Origin of the sequence: Algoriphagus aquaeductus, assembly GCF_003253485.1 — a bacterium.
Classification (GTDB): Bacteria; Bacteroidota; Bacteroidia; order Cytophagales; family Cyclobacteriaceae; genus Algoriphagus; species Algoriphagus aquaeductus.
On record NZ_QKTX01000009.1, the window covers coordinates 136,085 to 156,507 of the forward strand.

Here is a 20,423-nt window from a genome sequence, read left to right on the forward strand (position 1 = left end):
ATGCTTTTCCTTCTGTCATTAGACGAGCATTTTCACCGTTGGATCAATTCCATCCTGAAGATCCACAGGTGATTTAGCTTGAGGTAAAAGAGGAAAGAAAGAACCAGCACAGTGCCCACCAAACCCAAGAGATTGATGATGTGATGGGCTCTTTTATTTTCGCCTAAACGCTTTTCAAGTCCAGCGAAAATCAAAAATCCAATGACTCCTCCTGCCGTATTATTCACCAAATCAGTGGCATCAAAGGCACCGTACTTGAAAAGGTATTGACTGATTTCAAAAATGAAACTGGTCACAAAGAAAAGAATGAGCTTTTGCCCGATGGGCCAATTTTCACCTAGGATTCCAACATACAGGCCAAACGGAATGAAAATAAAAATATTCAGGAGAGACTCATTCAAATCTCCTTGTCCTGAAAGACCAAAGAGGCTGGGAAAAGGAATCCAATTCATGCTTCGTTCCACACCGTCGTGATAGGCACTGATGTTGAACTTGAGGACGATGATCCAAAAAAGTGAAATCAGGTAAATGGCCAGTAAAATGACCGTAAGAGGCTTTGATTTGAATAAAATGCTCATGGATCAAGGGCGTTGGAAACTACTAAAAGTGACCATTTTTTATTCTTTTTGTTAGGATTGTTTTATTAATGGGCAGGGAATCGATTTGCCAAGAATTGAAAAAAGGATCGCACCAAAAAATCTTCTTGACGCGATCCATTTTACCGGAATCCGCAATAGAAAAACCTACTCCTGCCTCCAGCATTTTCTTGGCTTATTCATTTCTGAGGCTATCCGAAGGATTGAGCAAAGCGGCTTTCAAGGCCTGAGATCCTACTGTCAATAAGGTCAATAGGGCGATGAAAAGAAGAGAAAGTCCGATCGTGCCGATTCCAATGGATACCCGATAAGCCAGATTTTCCAACCAAAGGTTATTGACCAGCCAAGCCAAAGGAAGACCGATCAGAATCGCGATACCGACCAGTTTAACAAAACCCATGGACAGTTGTATCGCGATCTCCGGGACAGAAGCGCCGAGGGATTTTCGGATGGCGACTTCTTTGGTTCGTACTTCAGCGGCATAGGTGGCCATGCCGAGCAGTCCCAGGCAAGAAATCGTAATCGCCAGAAATGCGACCAGTCCTACTACTTTTCCCAGCACCCCAAAGAACACGTTGTACAATTCATTCATTTCCACTTCGAAAAACTCAAAATTCATTTTCAAATCGGGATTGACTTTATCCCAAGCGGCTTGTATTGTCGAAAGCATCGCTTTTTCGCTTCCGGTAAATCTCACTTGTAACTGACCGAACTCAGCCGGATTGTACATCAGCGCCATAGGTGCATCCTGCATGAGCATGTGCCGATGAATGTAATTGGGCACCACGCCGATGATCTCATAGAGAGTAGGATCGCTTCCCCGATAAATAGCTTGTCCTATAGCTTCCGAAGGGCTTCCAAAGCCAAACTTTTCCACCGCCAGCTCATTGATCAGAATCTTGGTCTTGTTGGATTCAGGGTTTTGTTCGGAAAAATTCCTTCCCGCCAGCAGACCCAATTCCATGTTGCTCAGGTATTCCTCATCCACATGGAAATAGTCCATTTCGTAGGCTTCTGCCTCAGGTGTAACTTTAAAATTATCACCCATGGTCACTCCGGCACCAGGAATATGGGAAATGGAAGACACGCTTTCCACATTGCTATATCGGATCAATTCAGCCTTCAGTTGCGCTCCATTGGTTTGGTTGAGCTTGATCAGCACCTTGTCATCCACCGCAAATCCTCGGTCTTTGTTCAGAAACAAATCAGTCTGCCGATAGACCAAAATAGCAGACATGATAAATACTAGAGAAATAGCAAACTGTATGACTAGCAAGGCTTTGCGTAGCCCAAATCGGGAAAGCAAGCGTATGCTGCCGAAGCTTTTCAATACTCGGATAGGTTGCAAGGAAGAAAGCACCACCGCTGGGAAAAATCCTGCCATCAACCCCACCAACACGGCAAAGCCGATCAGGTAGGGATACACTTCCAAGGAAGTCGAAAAGTCCCAACGCAGGAGTTGCACCAAGCGCAGGTTCAGGAGATACGGCTTGCTCAGAATGACCAAAATCCAGGAAAAGGCTAAGGCAAGACCAGAAGTCAGAATAGCTTCGGCGATGAATTGGAAAAAGATCTGGGAACGGGCCGCACCGGTGACTTTTCGGATACCGATCTCTTTGGCACGGGTCAGCGAGCGGGCGATGGAGAGGTTGGTGTAGTTAAAGCAGGAGGTCAGCATCACGATGGCAGCCAAGGCGCTCAGAAAAATCACGAAAATGCGGGGTAAAAAGGGGCCAATCGGATTGTTGATGTCCGGGCCGAGCGCGATATCTGCCAGGTTTTGCAGGGCAAAATCATGTTTGGAGGGATCATCGGCGGCGTAGTGCTCAGTTGCGATTTGGTGAAGTTGGGCCTGAACCTGATCCGAGGATGCTTCCTCGTCCAACAGGATATACAGATAGCCTTCATGGATTTGGTTCCAGGATTGGAGAGGATCAAAACCAGTACTGTCCACCGGATTCAGGCTTTTGAGCGTGGCAAAAGAGGCCAGTCCTTCAAACATGACATGGGACTTTTGGTCCGGGTTTTCCTTGAGAATTCCCGTTACTTTAAATTCACCCTGTTCGCCTACCTTGATGCTTTCCCCGATCGGATTGGGATTCCGAAAGAGTTTACTGGCTGATTCCCGGGTCAATACCACTGAATAGGGTTCTGTCAGGGCAGTGGCTGGATTGCCTGCCTCAAGTTCGAGTTCGAATAGCTCTAGAATTTCGGGGTCGGCAAAGTATCCGGTGACCGGAATGTTTATATCCTGCTTGAAATCCATCATGCTGATGTTGCCAAATCCCCGTTTGATTCGTGCTGCTTTTTCCACTCCGGGCACTTCAGCAAGTAAGGTTTCTTTGAGTGCCATGGTGGTGGTGGCGCTGGGTTTGTACTTCTCAGAAAGGGTGTTGACCCGGAAGATGCGCTCCTTCTGGGTATTGTGCCGGTCGTATTTGTACTGGTCAAGTACAAGCGTGATGACAATCAGGCTGAGCGCCATGCTCACACCGAGTCCGAAAATATTGATAAAGGAAAAAATCTTGTATCGCATCAGATTTCGGAAGGCCACTTTCAGGTAATTTTTCCACATGGTCGGTTAGAGTTTAACAATTCAATTAAGCTTAGCAAATCCATCCGAAACCAGAAGCTAAAGTGATCGATCTACTCAAGTTTGACTCCGGACTGTGACTGGTATACGAATGCGGTGCCAAGGCGAAAAATGCTTCATTTGCGCAATTGACGAGGTTTTTGCAATGAGTCAACAAGCAATACTGAACATTTTTGTCCGCATAAGGACGATTTGTAGAATTTCGACTTTTGATTCGATCGAAATAGTAATGTGGAGGAATTGGAAAAGAATAGGCGCCTTTTTTGAAAACTAGTACTTCGAGAAGCAACTTCAGTACAAGGAAGTTTTTTGTATTTGCTGTGTTTACCTGAGCTCGCTTATGGAATTAACGCTTGTATCCATCAGCACTTTGGTCATTCGAAGTGGTCTTGCTGGGACTTGTTCAATTATTTCCATCCTTAACAAACTCTTATTTATGACACGTTTTACTGCGTTGCTGATCTTTTCCATCCTGTTTTCTGTTGGAGCCAAGGCTCAGGAAATCCAGGGTAAATTAGTGGTGGGCTCTAAATCCAAAGTCGAATTGACGCTCAAATCCAATCAAGCTGTGGATCTGTATGCGGCTTTCAGGGAGCAAAATCACCCGATCCATTTTGTATTCGAAGGAAAGTCCCTGCCGCAAACATCGAGTGGTCAAGAGGTAGCTCTGATTTGGTTTAGAACTACCTTGAAAAAAGACGGGAAAGTCATTTCCAAACTGGAGCGGGCACCTATGCCGTTCTTCCCCGGAGACATGCTTATGCCCGTGGAGACTTTCGATTTTATTGCTCAGCTAAGTGCTGTAAACGGCAAGCCTGACCTCCGAAGTGAAATCCCTGCCGGAAATTACGAAGTGCTGCTTGATGCAGGCCCTGTGGGTTCCAAAGGGCAAATTTCTTCAGCGGTTATTCTGTTTGCAGTCAAATAAAGGTCATTGAAAAAGCAATCTTATGCTCGCCAACTAAAGTCAGGTTGGCGAACAATTTGGCTTGGCGACCTGGTTTAGTCTGTCCGCTACTTGTTTATTGAAACCCGAATAAAGGTATACCCTCCCTTAAAATTTGCCTTATTATCGATGATGGGATATAAGCTTAAGGAATCTTTTCCTATCGTATTGACCACATAGGTTCTGAAATAATTTCTTTCCAGCTCTTTGACCATCAGGGTATCTCCATGGAGAGTCCAAATGGCTTTTCTCGTGATTGTTTTTACCGGCATCTGTCCCTCCGGAACAGCCACATCTTGATAGATGAGGGTGTCTTTTTTAAACTCATAAAATACACTGTCCAATGCAACTTGGAACATCTCATTCGCCAGCGTTTGGGTTTTTAAGTCGGAAAGCAGATAGCCGTCAGAGTTTTTTATGGATTCGATTGTTCCTGAGGAAATCAGGTCCCATTTCCCAATGATCCTTTCGCTGTTGGGATGGATAAATTGGACGTATACCAGAAAATAAAAGAGTACTTGATTCATAACCTGTTTTTTAAAGGATCCTCATTTTTTAACAAGAAATTGAAGCGGATTTATGATTTTTCTGTGCTTGATACCTCGAATTAAGTCTTCAACCTTGTCAAATGTCTCCCCTGTGAATTCTACCCTCCAAACCATCCAAAAGGGGTTCAACTTTTCCCTTTTGGCTTGCCTGTCCGATTGATCAAATGCGCTGTTAGTTGTTGAGGGAGAGGAGTGGAAAATAATTAAATGAATAATTAATAGTAAGGATTGAAATGTATACTTCCAAATTACTGAATAACATGTAGTCGAATATTGAATTATTGGAAGCTGAAAAGTTGGAATAATCTTTCGTTTATCTGGTTCACATTCCGTTTTGAACCCTTGATTAGCTTGTTTGATTAATGGCTGACAAAACAATTAGGTGATTTATCCGGAAATCAGGCTTTTTTCCAATCCTTAGAAAAATCCAATGAGATTTGTGTGCGGTGGAATTTTGGTGATTTCAATTGAATTCCAATTTCAAATGGATGAGCATAGTAGGGTAGAGTAAGGCGTCAAGAATTCCGATCAAGATCGGAATTAGCCTTGGGCCGGATTGCAGGGCGGTACAACTTCACCCAGGGCCAAATAGGACTTCAAAGGGGTTGAAAAGAAACTACGCCTAGTGGAGGGTATAAGAGTGAATAAAATCTATTCACTTCCTGCTCACTTTATTTTTAATTTTTCGGGATTTTGTCGTGTGTCCCAAACTGTATGAACAATGATATGATCAGGTGACACCTCATAAAAAAGAATAAAATCTCTTACGATTACCCCTCTTATGGAATCAAAGTCTGTTTTGATTCCCATCTTTGGGTTTTGGATTGTCAATCTGAGTTTTTGATTGAAATCTCGGTAAAGCTTTTTAGAGTAATCAGAGCTTTATTCCGATGGGTATAAAAATCAAGAATTTCAAAAAGTCTGATTTTGGCTAAATGAGACCAAATCAGTTTTCGCTTGCCCATTTTTCAAATTCTTCATCCAATTTGTCCTGATTGATAAAAAGGCCTTGTTTGATCTGCTCTTGCGATTGCTTGATTTCGGCCCGCTGTTCAGCAGTCAGGTGGAGGATTTGGGATTTACTGTCCAAGATCGTTTTGATGGCTTCCAAGAAAGCTGTATCCTCGATTTCCGAAATTCGCTGAATCAGGTGCTTTTTAAGGTCTAGGGTAGTCATAGCCTGTGAAGTTTAATGTGAATTTAGGGAAAAATTCATTGAATGGGTCTTGAAATCCAATTGCAAATTGGTTGTGATATGTGGGTAGGACAAGGCTAAAAGAAATCTTCCCTATGGAAGATTTTAGCCTTGGGCCGGATTGCAGGGTGGGAAAGCTTCACCCAGCGCCAAACTGAACCTCAAGATTTAATAGAAATAGACTACGCCTAGCGGGGGAAGAAACTACGCCTAGTGGAGGGGCTTCGTAATTCCTTTCAATAATTTAATTGTTTTTCATAACAGTATTTTTATCTACTTGAAATTACCGTTACTATTCCGTTTTCTGTCCTAACAAATCTCCCAATAAACCTATACCACTTTGATTTGCCATAAATTGTTTCTGTGACAGTAACATCTTGAGGCTTTCCAAGACTTTCCAAAAGCATTTCCTCTGTCATTCCTATCCAAACTTTCTTTTCAAAAATTGAATTTCCATTTATTTCACCATACTTGAAAATGAGTTTATCCAACCTTTCTTTATTGGTTGTTTTTGCTTTTATAACTTTTTCGTTTTGAATTCTTTTGTTCTCAATTGCAATCTTTTTTGATTCAATAAGGTTTAAGGAATCATCTTTATTTTTAGAAATAGCTTTTATTCGTTCAATTTCTAATTTCTCTTCATTTGATATCCTGGCTTCAACAAATTTGTTTAATATTTCTATTTTTTCTTTGCTGATGTTATCAAGATCTTTTTTTAGTTTTAAATAATTTTCAATTTGATTTTTTTTCAAAAAATTCACTCTTATTTGATGATTTTCAGTGACTTTTTTAAGTTGTTTTTTGTTCTTGATTAGGCTTTTTTCTTGATTGTATTTGGAATCTAGAAGTCTTAATTCATCTTCTGATTCTTTTAATTTAAATATTTTCTCCGTGAATATTGGTGTTAAAATAGACCTTAGAAGTTTTATTTCTGATTCATTGTAAAAAGGCTGTAACTTATTATAAAAATAAAAATTGTCATGAAAATCAATTAAAGCTTTTGAGAAATCGGTTAAATCTACTTCATCTGATTTTATCCATCCTTTTTTTTGATTGAATGAAATAAAATAGAATTTTTCTATATTAAATTCTGTTATTCCAGTTATTTCTATTGATATCCCTGAGTCTAATTCTGTGACTATGTAACTTTTTAAATCAGGTTTCTCATATATAGTTGCCTTCTTTTTGTTTATTGTGGCTGTAAAATTTAAGTCTGGAAAATATTCCCTTAACCGACTTATTTCTTTAATTTTAATAGTATTTGAAATACTGTCTGAATTATTTATTTTTTTGTCATTTGTAATACTATTTTCATTATTATTCAAATAGAGAAATAGAACTATAGGGAATATAATTAGTAAAGGTTTCATTAAATCATTTTTTTTAGTTTAATCACCATCACCACCCGGTTCGGCACATACAAATGCACCTGTTGGTCTTTGTCCGTAGGGTAGGCGATGGACTTATCGAGGCGTTCGAAGCCACCGAATTCCTTTTCATCGGAATTGAGGAGGATATGATAGGTTCCTGCCTCAGGCATACGGACCGGAAGGCCGAAAAAGGACTCAGTCGGATGGAAGGAAAATACAAAGATCAATTCTCCGCGGGTATAGGCCAGGATCTTCTTGTCGGGATCGAGGAAGAGTTGCTCGGCAGGAGGGGAGGAGAGGAGTTGGTGCTCGGTAGCAAGCTGGATCATTACCTTATCCCAGGCGTCGAGTTGCCGGTAGCGCAGGTGAGGCGTATCCACCAGTGACCACTGCCGACGGGCGTATTGGTAGCTCCAGTCGTTGCCCAGTCGGGGGAAGTCCACCCACTCGGGATGCCCGAATTCGTTACCGATAAAGTTGAGGTAGCCTTCCCCGCCCAGCGTGAGCGTGATTATGCGGATCAGCTTGTGCAGGGCGATGCCCCGATCCACGACGAGATTTTGCTCCAGCACAGACATGGAGAAGTACATCTCCTTGTCCATGAGCCAAAAGGCGATGCTTTTGTCCCCGACCAGCGCCTGATCGTGGCTTTCGGCATAGGCGATGGATTTTTCCCGCTTAGGTCGGTTGGTCAGTTCGTGCCACAGCTCAAACATATCCCACTGCTCGTCCAGCTTGTGCTTCAGTGTCTTGATCCAGAAATCCGGAATCCCCATGGCCAGACGGAAATTGAAACCAAGACCTCCATCTTCGACTTTTCGACTCAGTCCCGGCATGCCGCTGACCTCTTCCGCTATGGAAATCGCTTGGGGCTTGAGTCCATGAATTAGGGTATTGGCCAACTGAAAATAGAGCACAGCCTCTTCGTCCACTCCGGCATCGAAGTACTTCTCCGCCGAGTCAAAAGACACGTGTCCGTGGTGATGGTAGAGCATGGAAGTGGCCCCATCGAAGCGGAACCCATCAAAGTGAAACTCCTCCAGCCAGTAGCGGATATTGGAAAGCAAAAACTGCTGCACTTCCCATTTTCCGTAATTAAATAGCTTGGAGTCCCAACCCTCGTGGTAGCCTCTGGCACCGGGATGGAAGTACTGGTCTTCGCTGCCGTCGAATTCATTGAGGCCTTCGAGGACGTTTTTCACGGCATGGGAATGCACGATGTCCATGATCACGGCGATGCCCATTTGGTGCGCGGTATTGATCAGGCTTTTGAGCTCTTCCGGTGTCCCAAAACGGGAGGAAGGCGCAAAGAAATTGGAGACATGATAGCCGAAGGAACCGTAGTACGGATGCTCCATCACGGCCATCATTTGGATGGCATTGTAGCCACCGGCTTTGATGCGGGGGAGGATGAGTTCTTCGAATTCTTGGTATGTCCCGACTCCGAGTTTTTCCTGAGCCATGCCCACGTGACACTCGTAGATCAGGGGCATTTGCTGGGCTTCTTTGAGGGAAAACTCCTGATCGCTCCAGTCAAATTCGCTTTCGGGAAACCAGAGTTGCCCGGCAAAGTCATGGGTGGACTCGTCCTGAATCACCCGACGGATATAGGCCGGAATCCGGTCGAGATCGGTTTCATTGGCCCCGATGACCCGGACTTTGATGCGGCTTTGGTGGATGAAGGTGTGTTTGTATTGCTCAAAAGGCAGGAAAATCTCCCAATCACCCCGATGATTGCGGCGTAGCGGATGGGAGTTGCGGTCCCACCAGTTGAAGTCACCCATTAGGAAAAGTGCCTTGGCCGCCGGTGCCCATTCCCGATAGATCCACCCGTTGCGGATCTTGTCAAAGTGGATGCCGTAGTATTCATGGATTCTGGCAAACTCGAGGATGCTGCCGGAGAAGTCGTTGATGGCACGGATGGCGGATTGGAATCGTTCGAATCTCGATTGGATTGCCGGGGCAAAAGGCTCCAGCCAGGATTCGTCAGAAAGGATTTGCAGCGGTTTTTGGCTCACAAAAAGTAGAAATTTGATTGAGATGAAATTAGGAAAAATAATGAGGAATGGAAGTGTGGTGGAAAAAGATTCACCCTTTCAGGGCTCAAAAGAGAACTGTCTTTTGTTTCCACGGGCTACCGCCCGCGGTCATGAAGAGTTTTACTCCTTCGGAGCCAGTTTTCATAACAAGAGTTTCCTTAAAAGATCAAAACATGAAATGCCCATGAGTAAATGCTTCTCACACAGGGGAATGATTATCCGGGGCATTCTCCCGATGAAAGATCGGGACAGGCTATCTGGCCATTAAAAATCAAATTATAAACAGATGAAATTTCTAAATCAGATCCGAAGGATCGTTACTTTTCGTGACCCTCGGTGACCGTAGGGAGCCGGGGGAAAAAGAATTTACTGAAGTGTCAAGAGCCCCTGAGGGGTGATTTTCTCCAGGGGCAAGAAGAGTTTCACCCTTTCAGGGCTCAAATAAATGATTGTTTCCTTACCACGGGCTGCCGCCCGCGGTCAAGAATGGTTAGGCTCCTCCGGAGCCAGCTTTCATAACAAGAGTTTCCTTAAAAGATCAAAACATGAAATGCCCATGAGTAAATGCTTCTCACACAGGGGAATGATTATCCGGGGCATTCCATCTGGCCATTAAAAATCAAATTATAAACAGATGAAATTTCTAAATCAGATCCGCAGGATCGCCACTCCTCATGACCCTCGGTGACCGTAGGGAGCCGGGGGCTGAAGGATAGAAAAACTAACGAGAGCCCCGCAGGGGTGATCTTTTTATTTTAAAAAATACCTTTCATCAATAGTGATGCCTTGTTCTAAAAGCAGCTTTCTATACTCTTCTTCAAACGAAATAGTTCTATGATGCTCCTTTTGCTTTTTGATATATCCAATTATCATATCCTTTTCTCTATACGAAACTGAAAAAACACCATAACCATCAGCCCAACCTTTGAATTTTTGGAAATGTCCAGTCTGTTTCATCCATCTACTGGAAAAAGATTTAACATCACGAACAAAATCAGAAACAGGCAGAGTAGGATGGATGTCGACTAACATATGAATGTGGTCCTCAATTCCGTTGATCTGGTAAAGCTTTGAGTTTTTGTTTTTAACTATTCCCCAGATGTAATTGTAAAGTTCTTTGCAATGAGAATCAGGGATCGTTTTTTCAGCTCCTTTTGTATGAAAAACGATATGATATAACAATTGGCGATAGGAAGTCATAAAAATTGATTTTGACGTAGTTGAATTTAAAAATATTGGAGAAGAATATAAACAAGTTTCACCCCTTTGGGGCTAACAAAGTAAAAGCTTTTATTTCCACGGGCTACCGCCCGCGGTCATGAAAAGTTTTGCTCCTTCGGAGCTGTGCGTTCCAAAGCAAACCAATTTTGAAAAAGAAGTTCTGGCTTCTGAAAATCAGATCCGAAGGATCGTTACTTTTCGTGACTCTCGGTGACCGTATGGAGCCGGGGGAAAAAGAATTTACTGAAGTGTCAAGAGCCCCTGAGGGGTGATTTTCTCCAGGGGCAAGAAGAGTTTCACCCTTTCAGGGCTCAAATAAATGATTGTTTCCCTACCACGGGCTGCCGCCCGCGGTCAAGAATGGTTAGGCTCCTCCGGAGCTAGGGTCCCAATATGGTTTTCGTTTCAAAAAGAAGTTTTGAAATCTCCGAATTAGATCCGCAGGATCGTTACTTTTCGTGACCCTTGGTGACCGTAGGGAGCCGGGGGCTGAAGGATAGAAAAACTAACGAGAGCCCCGCAGGGGTGATCATCTACGGGAAAAAATGGTTTCACCCTTTCAGGGCTAACAAAGTAAAAGCTTTTATTTCCACGGGCTACCGCCCGCGGTCATGAAAAGTTTTGCTCCTTCGGAGCTGTGCGTTCCAAAGCAAACCCATTTTGAAAAAGAAGTTCTGGCCTCTGAAAATCAGATCCGCAGGATCGTTACTTTTCGTGACCCTTGGTGACCGTAGGGAGCCGGGGGAAAAAGAATTTACTGAAGTGTCAAGAGCCCCGCAGGGGCGATTTTCTTATTTTAAATTGACTTAGTGCTTTTCGTAAACCATCTCCGGTTCCCTTACCTCTACATTACCGGCAGCATTGATAGCATCCAGGGTAACCTGCTTCAGTTCATTCACCAGCATGGGGTCGTATTTGGCAGCGACACGGATGTAGTTTTCGGTGAAGCCGTGCATCTTGCCATCTTCCACGTCTTCTTCAAAAAGTACGGTAAAGGTCTGCCCCAGATTTTCCTCATAAAACTTCCTTCGCTTTTTCTCAGAAAGAATCCGCAGCATCTTGGAACGTTCGTTCCGCTTTTTCATCGGTACGATGCCATCCAATTCCACAGCTCGGGTGTTGGCCCGCTCGGAGTAGGTGAATACGTGCAGGTAAGAGATGTTCAGCTCGTTGAGGAAGTTGTAGGTTTCGAGGAAAAGTTCATCGGTTTCTCCCGGAAATCCCACGATCACATCCACGCCAATACAGGCGTTTGGCATCAGGGTCTTGATCTTGCTGACCCGGTCTTCGTAGAGTTCGCGCAGGTAGCGGCGGCCCATTCTTCGTAATATAGTGTTGGAGCCTGACTGAAGAGGAATATGGAAGTGGGGGACAAATCGCTTAGATCGGGAGACAAACTCGATGATCTCATTGGTCAAGAGATTGGGCTCAATGGAGGAAATTCGGAATCGATCAATTCCCTCGACCTCATCCAGCGCAAAGACCAAATCCGCAAATCGCTCGTTTCGCTTTCCTTCCACGATACCAAAATCTCCGATATTCACACCGGTCAGGACGATTTCTTTTACATCGGTAGCGGCGATTTCCCGGGCAGAAGCCAAAACTGACTCAATGGTATTGCTTCGGCTTTTTCCCCTTGCCAGCGGAATCGTGCAAAAGGCGCAACCATAATTACAGCCGTCCTGAACTTTCAGAAAAGTCCTTGTCCGGTCGTTGATGGAGTACGCATTATTAAAGGAGCGGGCTTCAGTGATTTCGCTTGCGAGGACTTTAGCCTCTTGTTCTTTGGCAAAGTCGCCCAAAAGTTCGTGCAGTCGGAATTTTTCGGCCGCACCCAGGACTGCATCTACGCCTTCGATCTCGGAGATTTCGGTGGGTTTGAGTTGCGCATAGCAGCCGATGATAGCCACATAGGAGTTGGGGGAGATCTTTTTAGCCTCCTTGACGATCTTTTTACACTTTTTGTCGGCATTGTCGGTGACCGAGCAGGTGTTGATGATGAAAATGTCGGGATTTTCCTGAAAATCGACTTTCAGGTAGCCTTTTTCTTCAAATTGTCTGCTGATGGTGGACGTTTCTGAGAAATTTAGCTTGCAACCGAGGGTATAGAAGGCAACTTTTTTCAATTTTCTCCTCCGAATAGTGGATTTGCAAAGGTAAGTAATCCCCAGCTTTTTACAATTTTCCTAATTCTGGGAGTAAAACACACTTTTTTTCGGGTTTTGCCTGAGAAAAGAAGAGAGTTTTTTGAAAAAAGTGGAAATTTTTTGAAAAATCACCTCAAAAATGAGCCTTTTTCTTTTTGAGAAACATATTTTTCTATTTTTGTCGGTGTAATCTTAAACCACAAATCGTAGATATGGCAACATTGAGACAACAAGCCTTGGCAATGGTTCAGGCTAGACCTCGAATAGGCGTAACTCCGCCTTCCACCAAAATTTCGGACTTCTTCGGGACCAATGTTTTTGGTCCGGCACAAATGAAGCAGTCTTTGGCTCCTTCTGTTTTCAAAAAAGTAATGGAAGCGATCGATAAAGGTTCAAAAATCGATCCGTCCACAGCAGAAGAAGTAGCATCTGCGGTGAAGATATGGGCCATTTCCAAAGGGGTGACACACTACACACACTGGTTTCAGCCATTGACAGGCTCCACGGCAGAAAAGCATGATTCGTTTTTTGACATGTATGCCGGGATGGAGAAATTCAAAGGTTCCGCTTTGGTACAGCAGGAGCCCGATGCATCCTCTTTCCCAAATGGAGGTATTCGCTCTACATTTGAAGCAAGAGGATATACCGCATGGGATCCTTCTTCTCCGATTTTTGTATTTGAAAAGACACTTTGTATCCCAACCATCTTCGTTTCCTATACCGGAGAGGCTTTGGATTACAAGACTCCATTGTTGAAATCAATGGAAGCCATCAACGAAGCTGCGGTAGCTATCTGCCAACTTTTCGACCGAAATGTGAGAAAGGTAACGCCGTCACTGGGTATCGAACAGGAATATTTCGTGGTGGACAAGGCGCTTTATGCTGCCCGTCCCGACTTGGTGATGTCCGGCCGATCTGTTTATGGACATACTCCAGCCAGAGGTCAGCAGTTGGAAGATCACTATTTTGGATCGATTCCTACCCGAGTGAAGGATTTTATGATGGATTTTGAAGTGGAAGCCCACAAATTGGGAATTCCGGTTTCTACCCGTCACAATGAGGTAGCTCCGGGCCAGTTTGAAGTGGCACCGATTTTTGAAGAAATCAACAAGGCCATCGATCACAATCAGTTGTTGATGGATGTGATGGACAAGGTGGCTGAAAAGCACGGTCTAAAGGTTCTATTCCATGAAAAACCATTTGCCGGTGTCAATGGTAGCGGCAAGCACAACAACTGGTCTTTGATTACCGATACCGGAGTAAACTTGTTCCAGCCAAGCAACTCTGCCAGAGAAAACTTGCAGTTCCTCGTATTCTTGGTAGCTACCGTTAAAGCGGTTTATGACCATGCCGACTTGTTGAGAGCGAGTATCGCTTCGGCATCCAACGACTTCCGATTGGGAGCCAATGAAGCCCCTCCGGCCATCATGTCCACTTTCTTGGGTGCGACTTTGTCTGAATTGCTTGATGAGTTGGAGAAAAACGGTAACGTGAAAATCGAGAAGGGTGACAACATGTACATGAAGTTGGGCATCTCCAAAATCCCGGAAATCATCCTGGACAACACCGACCGAAACAGAACTTCCCCATTCGCTTTCACAGGAAACAAGTTCGAATTCCGCGCGGTAGGTTCTTCTGCCAACTGCGGTGGGCCGATGATGACCCTTAACGTGATCGTGGCGGATGTCCTGAAGCAGTTGTATAAGGATATCGAAAAAGAAATGAACGCAGGCAAAGAGAAGAAAATTGCCATCGTGAATGTTCTTAGAAAATACATCAAAGAATCCAAGAAGATCCGATTCGAAGGGGATGGCTACTCTGAAGAGTGGGCAAAAGAAGCGGAAAAGAGAGGCTTGAACAACTTCAAATCTACGCCAGAGGCTTTGGATGTGTACACCAAAAAGGCTACCAAAGAGCTTTTCGAGCGTCACAATGTCCTAAATCACATCGAAGTGCATGCCCGTCACGAGATCGAATTGGAAGCATACATCAAGAAAGTTCAGATCGAAAGCCGGGTGATGGGTGATTTGGCTCTCAATCACATCATCCCAACTGCAATTTTGTATCAGAACAAGCTGATCGAAAATGCCAACGGTTTGAAAGGCCTTGGTTTGGATAATTCAGCGCCGATTGAGACCATCAAAGATGTCTCCAAGCATATTGCCAATCTGAGAACCTTCGTCAATGAAATGACCGAAGCCAGAAAGCAGCTCAATAAGGAAGATGATGTGGTCAAGCGTGCAAAAGGATATCAGAAAGAAGTGAAAGAGGCCTATTTCGATAAAATCCGCTACGCCGTTGACAAGCTGGAACTGCTGGTGGATGACGAAAGCTGGCCTTTGGTAAAATATCGTGAAATGCTCTTTATCAGATAATCATCCTTGATTGTCTTTCAAAAGCCATCCTGATTCAGGGTGGCTTTTTTGTTTCGGTTCAAGGGAGATTTTCCGCTTGAGGATAATTGGTTGATTTTTGGTCTGGGGTCTTTTTTTGACGGGAAGAGTGGTCAGGAGTGTGGTAAAGTAAAATTTTCGTGTATCTCAAAAAGATTGCTTCTTTTTTGAGGGGCTGGATTGGCTTATTCTAAGGTTTGGAAATTGAAATTTTAGATAAGTATACTATTAACTATTACGTTTTTTGTTGATGTTAAATTTTTGTTGGTTAAAAGTTCAATAAGTTTCTGAGTTAGTTAAAAAAGATGAAGTCCTATTCTGTACTTTTAAAAAAAAATCGAATAAATAATTTCACTTTATTTAAAAAAATGAAAGAAACTTTTTGAAGATTTTTGAGAATTTTCTAGATTTATCCCAGTTAGGCTAAAATGGGACTGTTTAATCGGATTTTTAGTAATGGTTTTCGCTCATTTTCTGGCCTTTTCTAATGAGAAGTGGGTCTAAATGAAAATATATGGTGCAAGGTTTACAACATCCTTTCTCCCCAAAGCATCCGGACGTCCGTTCGGAATTACCAATCAATTTATTTCTAACCTTTTATTACCAGCTATGAGAAAGTTTCTATCAATCGCTTTCGCAATGGCTCTTCTGCTGAGTTTTACTGTCTCGGCACAAGACCAACGAAGAGTGTTGAGGGGAAAGGTCACTGCTTCAACAGATGGTCTTCCCATGCCGGGCGTCACAATCCTGGACAAGAGTAATCAGTCGGGTACTACTACCAATGTGGAGGGAGAGTATTCGATTTCGGTGACGGACAAATCCGTTTTGGTGTTTTCCTTCATTGGTTTTTCCTCCAAAGAAGTAACAGTGGGCAACATGAGTGAGCTCAATGTGGTCTTGGATGAGGAAGCCAGCAATCTATCTGAAGTAGTGGTGACTGCATTCGGGATGGAGCGGGACAAAAAAGCCCTGGGTTACTCCGTAACCCAAGTAGGCGGAGACCGCTTCACGGAGTCCCGGGCGATCAACTTCGGAAATGCCCTATCCGGTAAAGTAGCAGGTGTCAATGTGACTCCTCCGGCCACCGGAGCCGCGGGTTCTACCCGGGTGGTGATCCGTGGTGGCTCATCCTTGACGGGCAATGATCAGCCACTCTATGTGGTCAATGGTATTCCCATCGAGTCCCGAAACCTTGGTAACGCAGGGATGTGGGGTGGAAATGACTCCGGTGACGGATTGAATTCCATCAACCCGGACGATATCGAGAGCATCTCGGTATTGAAAGGAAATGCTGCTGCGGCACTTTATGGAGCAAGAGCGGCAAACGGAGTTATTTTGATCACCACCAAAGGCGGGATGAAGAGAAAAGGGATTGGCGTCTCCTTAAACTCCAACATTACCTTTGACCGGGTGTGGGATCAGACTGATTTTCAAAGACAATATGGTCCGGGTATCGATGGAAGAAGACCAACGACCCAAGATGAAGCCCTCAATACCGGAAACAACGGATGGGGTTCAGCTTTTGATGGATCTCCTTCCATTCAGTTTGATGGAGTACAAAGGCCTTATGCCTTTACCGGTGAAGGTCTTTCGGATTTCTTCGAAACTGCCTATACCCTCAACAATTCCGTGGCATTGGATGGAGGAAATGAAAATGGCAATTTCCGTTTTTCATTCTCTGATTTGGACAACAAGGACATTATCCCCAATGCCGGATTTAAGCGAAGAGTGGCCAACATCAACGTAAATGGTAAAATGGGAAAATTGACACTCACTGCTTCCGGTCAATATTCCAATCAATTTGCAAAAAACCGTCCCAGACTTTCCGACTCTCCGGGTAACGCCAACTTTGCCATGTTGGTCAAGCCGGCAAATATTCCGTTGGAGGTGATGAGAGGAACCACCAGCAAGCTGGGAGCAAACGAAAATGGAACAGAACTTCGCTACCAAGGCAATGTGTTTCAAACCAACCCTTATTGGGCGGCTTATCAGTTCTTCAGAGAAGATGAGACCAACCGTTTCTTGGGAAATGTGTCTTTGAAATATGATTTGACTGACTGGCTCTATGTACAGGCAAGATTGGGTATGGACTTCCAGTCCCGTGTGGACAGAACTTCAGAGCCTTATGGTACGGCTTATAAGCCTTTGGGTGATTACAACCTGACCGAGCGTACCCTCAGAGAAGACAATGCAGACTTGTTTATCGGATTCAACAAAACCTTCGGAGATATCTCGGTGGATGGTTTTGTAGGAGGCAACCGAATGAGAAGCACTTCTGAGAGCTTAAGAGGCGGAGGTAATGACCTGGTTATTCCTTTCTTCAGCTCGGTAAGAAACGTAAGAGCTCCAAGTATTGACTATGGTTTTTCTGAGTATGGAATCAATTCCTATTTCGCCTCTGCCAACGTAGGATACAAAAACATGATCTTCTTGAATGCAACCGCACGTCAGGATCAGTTTTCTACACTTACTCCGGCAAACAGCAAGCTTTTCTACCCATCTGTGGGTCTGAGTGCCGTAATCAGTGATATGGTCACCCTTCCCGAGTTCATCACCTTTGCCAAAGTTCGTGGCTCTTGGGGTGAAGCAGGTGGAGGAGCTCCAAATCCTTATGCCCTCAACTTGACTTATGGTCTGGTAGGTGCAGGTCACTTGGGTGCCAACTTGGGACAGATCAACAACGGATCTATTCCAAACGCAAACCTAGGCCCATACCGATCCAGCGAATATGAATTCGGTGCTGATTTCCGATTCTTCAATAATAAGGTAGGATTGGATATCGCATATTATAACCGAACCACCAGAAACGACATCCTTGCTACCGGTATTTCAGCTACCTCCGGTTTTGGATCGACTACGGTCAATATCGGTGAACTCAACAACAGAGGGATTGAACTCTTGTTGAATGTCACTCCAATCGACCGTGCGGTGAGATGGGATGTGTCCTTCAATTTTGCCAACAACATCTCTGAAGTACTCAGCTTGGGTACCAATGCAGCCGGTGAACCTATTCAGTTTATCAACTTGGGTCAGTCCCGCTTGATGCGGGAGAATATCCGACACGTAGTGGGTTTCCCACTGGGTATGATCGCAGGTTACAAGCACTTGAGAGTGAATGGACAGCCGGTGTACGATGCCAATGGATTCCCCGTGACTACAGCTGGATTTGAAACTTTGGCAGAAGGCCGTCATCCGATTTCAGCCGGTTTGAGCAATACCCTGTCCTGGAAAGGATTCAGACTCTACACCTTGATTGATATCCGTCAGGGTGGTCACATGGTTTCGGGTACCAATTACTTTGCTTACAACAACGGCTTGCACAAAGAGACCTTGGTAGGTCGTGACGGTACCTTGACCGTAAGTGGGGTAACTGCCGCAGGTGAAGCCAATACCTGGACCATTCCGGCAGATCCGACCAATCCAGCCCGCTACCTGATCGACAACTATTGGCAGCGCTATGCTTTGGTGACTGAAAACATCGTTTATGATGCTTCCTTCGCCAAATTGAGAGAGATGTCTTTTGGATACACATTCCCGAATTCCATGATCTCCAAGACTCCGTTTACCAACTTGTCTTTGTCTTTTGTAGGTAGAAATCTGGCCCTTCTTTGGTCAAAAATTCCTAATGTGGATCCTGAATCTGCTTATGCTGTGGACGGAAATTCCCAAGGTTTGGAATTCTTCGGTATGCCAACCAACAGAAGCTATGGATTTAATTTATCAGCCAACTTTTAATTGACCCAAGAGCTATGAAAATTTCAAGAAAACTGGCGATAGCATTGATGGCAGGGACGCTTACTTTCACCTCCTGCAACGAGTCCGAATTGCTGGACCTGAACATTGATCAAAACTCAGCCACCAATATCGATATGTCGTACCTTTTCTCCAGAGCCACTTTGGCCATAGGAGGAGAGTATGAAAATACCCGAATCGCGATGCTTTACGCATCTACCATGGTTCAGCAGACTGCCTCTACCGCAGGATATTTCAGCGGAGATAAGTATTTCTACAACCCGCAATATTCGGGAGCTTACATGGAAACCCATTATACCGGTGTGGTCCGACTGCTTACTCATGTGATCAGCAAGACAGAAGGGGATGCCTCCCAGGCTAACCTCAATGCAGCGGCTACAATCCTGAGAGTATTTGACCTGCACCGGATGACGGATATCTATGGAGATATTCCTTATTTCCAAGCCGGTAAAGGTCTGGAAGGAGAAGAAAACTGGTTCCCGAAATATGATGCTCAAAAGGATATCTATACGGCAATGATTGCTGATCTCCGAGCGGCTAGAGATAGATTCTCCGAATCTGCTCGACCTTTGGGTGCTCAGGATTTCATTTACAATGGGAATATTTCCAAGTGGAAAAAATTTGCCAATGCCTTGTTGATGAGGATCGCCATGAGAATGAGCAATGTAGATCCTACTACTGCACAGCAGGTATTTATTGAGGCCAACAACAGTGGAGCATTCACCTCCAATGATGACATTGCCTTTATCAAATATGCTCCGGGTCCTCAGGGAGTAAACAGAAACGGATTGAATGATGGCTATTGGAATACCTACAAGTATTCCCGAGACTGCAAAATCTCCGCGACGATGATGAACTGGATGAATGCCAACAATGATCCGAGAAAGATGATCCTAACCGGTGGAATTGGAGATCCGGAGGTACCTGCCACTTGGATCACCGATCCTGCTCAGCAGATAGGTATGCCAAACGGATATACTTCTACCAATATCGTCAACGCGGTTCCTCCGGGTACCCTTAGCCGATTCCCTATTGTGCAGCGTAACTTCTCCATGCTCAACCTGAAGTATTTGGATTGGGAAGACCCTTACTACCTGGTCTCTTACGCAGAAGTGGAGTTGATGAAAGCTGAGGCAGCTGTCAAAGGCTGGATTTCGACCTCTGCCGAATCTCACTTCAACAATGGCGTCACCGCGGCGATCAATTCCTGGGTGTATTTTGATCCTTCTTTTGCAGTGACTCCGGACAAAACGGCGGCGTACCTTGCTGGAAGAGGATTTGCAGCTGCATCCAACGCTAACAAGCTCAGACTGATCGGAGAAGAATATTGGGCAGCCAATTTCCTGAATGCGATTGAAGCATGGTCCAACTGGAGAAGAACAGGCTTTCCTGCTTTGACTCCTACCAATGACCCGAATGCCTTTGAAGGAAACTTTATTCCTCGAAGATTGAAGTATTGGGAAAATGAGATCGGATCCAATCCTAAAAATTACAGTGATGCCATTGCCCGTATGGGAGCTGACCTGTTTGCCACCAAAGTTTGGTGGGACGGAGGAAAATAATCTTCCTGCTAAATAATTCATTCAGAGGTTTTGGATTCGTCCAAGACCTCTGTTTTTTTT

At 44.4% G+C, this 20,423-nt stretch carries 12 protein-coding genes and 1 pseudogene; 4 read left to right on the forward strand and 9 right to left on the reverse strand.

Annotated elements, in window-relative coordinates; genetic code table 11:
- Positions 1 to 32: 32 nt before the first annotated feature.
- Both CLV31_RS13320 and CLV31_RS13325 read right to left on the reverse strand, forming a co-directional pair.
- Entirely contained in the window at positions 33 to 578 is a 546-nt protein-coding gene (locus CLV31_RS13320; protein WP_111393392.1) for a VanZ family protein, read from the reverse strand.
- A gap of 193 nt (positions 579 to 771) precedes the next feature.
- The gene (locus CLV31_RS13325; RefSeq protein WP_111393393.1) at positions 772 to 3,171 is read right to left on the reverse strand and encodes an ABC transporter permease; all 2,400 of its coding nucleotides are present in this window, start codon (positions 3,169 to 3,171) and stop codon (positions 772 to 774) included.
- Positions 3,172 to 3,625: 454 nt separating this feature from the next.
- Between CLV31_RS13325 and CLV31_RS13330 the strand changes: the two genes are divergently transcribed.
- Positions 3,626 to 4,117: a hypothetical protein gene (locus CLV31_RS13330; protein ID WP_146250898.1), complete on the forward strand. Its 492-nt coding sequence runs from the start codon at positions 3,626 to 3,628 to the stop codon at positions 4,115 to 4,117.
- 86 nt (positions 4,118 to 4,203) lie between these two features.
- Here the strand turns inward: CLV31_RS13330 and CLV31_RS13335 are convergent, their stop codons facing one another.
- The 7 genes and pseudogenes from CLV31_RS13335 to mtaB all read right to left on the reverse strand — a co-directional run bounded on the left by CLV31_RS13335 (position 4,204) and on the right by mtaB (position 12,634).
- Positions 4,204 to 4,662 carry a hypothetical protein gene (locus CLV31_RS13335; RefSeq protein ID WP_111393395.1) on the reverse strand — a complete coding sequence of 153 codons (459 nt, stop codon included), beginning with the start codon at positions 4,660 to 4,662 and terminating at the stop codon, positions 4,204 to 4,206.
- Positions 4,663 to 5,349: 687 nt separating this feature from the next.
- A pseudogene (locus CLV31_RS22270) lies at positions 5,350 to 5,538 on the reverse strand (type II toxin-antitoxin system RelE/ParE family toxin); the annotation flags it as partial.
- 91 nt (positions 5,539 to 5,629) lie between these two features.
- A complete protein-coding gene (locus CLV31_RS13350) occupies positions 5,630 to 5,860 on the reverse strand; it encodes a hypothetical protein (RefSeq protein WP_111393398.1) in 231 nt (76 codons plus the stop codon).
- A gap of 287 nt (positions 5,861 to 6,147) precedes the next feature.
- Positions 6,148 to 7,248 carry a hypothetical protein gene (locus CLV31_RS13355; protein WP_111393399.1) on the reverse strand — a complete coding sequence of 367 codons (1,101 nt, stop codon included), beginning with the start codon at positions 7,246 to 7,248 and terminating at the stop codon, positions 6,148 to 6,150.
- Positions 7,248 to 9,266 (reverse strand): alpha amylase C-terminal domain-containing protein, encoded by a 2,019-nt coding sequence (locus CLV31_RS13360; protein ID WP_245943398.1) that lies wholly within the window; start codon positions 9,264 to 9,266, stop codon positions 7,248 to 7,250. The genes CLV31_RS13355 and CLV31_RS13360 overlap by 1 nt, the downstream gene beginning before the upstream one ends.
- 771 nt (positions 9,267 to 10,037) lie before the next feature.
- Entirely contained in the window at positions 10,038 to 10,487 is a 450-nt protein-coding gene (tnpA, locus tag CLV31_RS13370) for an IS200/IS605 family transposase (protein WP_111393401.1), read from the reverse strand.
- A gap of 827 nt (positions 10,488 to 11,314) precedes the next feature.
- Entirely contained in the window at positions 11,315 to 12,634 is a 1,320-nt protein-coding gene (gene mtaB, locus CLV31_RS13375) for a tRNA (N(6)-L-threonylcarbamoyladenosine(37)-C(2))-methylthiotransferase MtaB (RefSeq protein WP_111393402.1), read from the reverse strand.
- A gap of 233 nt (positions 12,635 to 12,867) precedes the next feature.
- Between mtaB and CLV31_RS13380 the strand changes: the two genes are divergently transcribed.
- From CLV31_RS13380 to CLV31_RS13390, 3 genes are all read left to right on the forward strand, one after another.
- Positions 12,868 to 15,030, forward strand: a complete 2,163-nt coding sequence (locus tag CLV31_RS13380) for a glutamine synthetase III family protein (RefSeq protein ID WP_111393403.1) — start codon at positions 12,868 to 12,870, stop codon at positions 15,028 to 15,030.
- 627 nt (positions 15,031 to 15,657) lie between these two features.
- Positions 15,658 to 18,783: a SusC/RagA family TonB-linked outer membrane protein gene (locus tag CLV31_RS13385; RefSeq protein ID WP_111393460.1), complete on the forward strand. Its 3,126-nt coding sequence runs from the start codon at positions 15,658 to 15,660 to the stop codon at positions 18,781 to 18,783.
- 14 nt (positions 18,784 to 18,797) lie between these two features.
- Positions 18,798 to 20,363 carry a SusD/RagB family nutrient-binding outer membrane lipoprotein gene (locus CLV31_RS13390; RefSeq protein ID WP_111393404.1) on the forward strand — a complete coding sequence of 522 codons (1,566 nt, stop codon included), beginning with the start codon at positions 18,798 to 18,800 and terminating at the stop codon, positions 20,361 to 20,363.
- Positions 20,364 to 20,423 lie beyond the last annotated feature (60 nt).

Excerpts from the sequence above, each read along its gene's own strand:
- CLV31_RS13320 (WP_111393392.1), bottom strand. The coding sequence starts at position 578 with ATGAGCATTTTATTCAAATCAAAGCCTCTTACGGTCATTTTACTGGCC.
- CLV31_RS13325 (WP_111393393.1), bottom strand. The coding sequence starts at position 3,171 with ATGTGGAAAAATTACCTGAAAGTGGCCTTCCGAAATCTGATGCGATAC.
- CLV31_RS13330 (WP_146250898.1), top strand. The coding sequence starts at position 3,626 with ATGACACGTTTTACTGCGTTGCTGATCTTTTCCATCCTGTTTTCTGTT.
- CLV31_RS13335 (WP_111393395.1), bottom strand. The coding sequence starts at position 4,662 with ATGAATCAAGTACTCTTTTATTTTCTGGTATACGTCCAATTTATCCAT.
- CLV31_RS13350 (WP_111393398.1), bottom strand. The coding sequence starts at position 5,860 with ATGACTACCCTAGACCTTAAAAAGCACCTGATTCAGCGAATTTCGGAA.
- CLV31_RS13355 (WP_111393399.1), bottom strand. The coding sequence starts at position 7,248 with ATGAAACCTTTACTAATTATATTCCCTATAGTTCTATTTCTCTATTTG.
- tnpA (WP_111393401.1), bottom strand. The coding sequence starts at position 10,487 with ATGACTTCCTATCGCCAATTGTTATATCATATCGTTTTTCATACAAAA.
- CLV31_RS13380 (WP_111393403.1), top strand. The coding sequence starts at position 12,868 with ATGGCAACATTGAGACAACAAGCCTTGGCAATGGTTCAGGCTAGACCT.
- CLV31_RS13385 (WP_111393460.1), top strand. The coding sequence starts at position 15,658 with ATGAGAAAGTTTCTATCAATCGCTTTCGCAATGGCTCTTCTGCTGAGT.
- CLV31_RS13390 (WP_111393404.1), top strand. The coding sequence starts at position 18,798 with ATGAAAATTTCAAGAAAACTGGCGATAGCATTGATGGCAGGGACGCTT.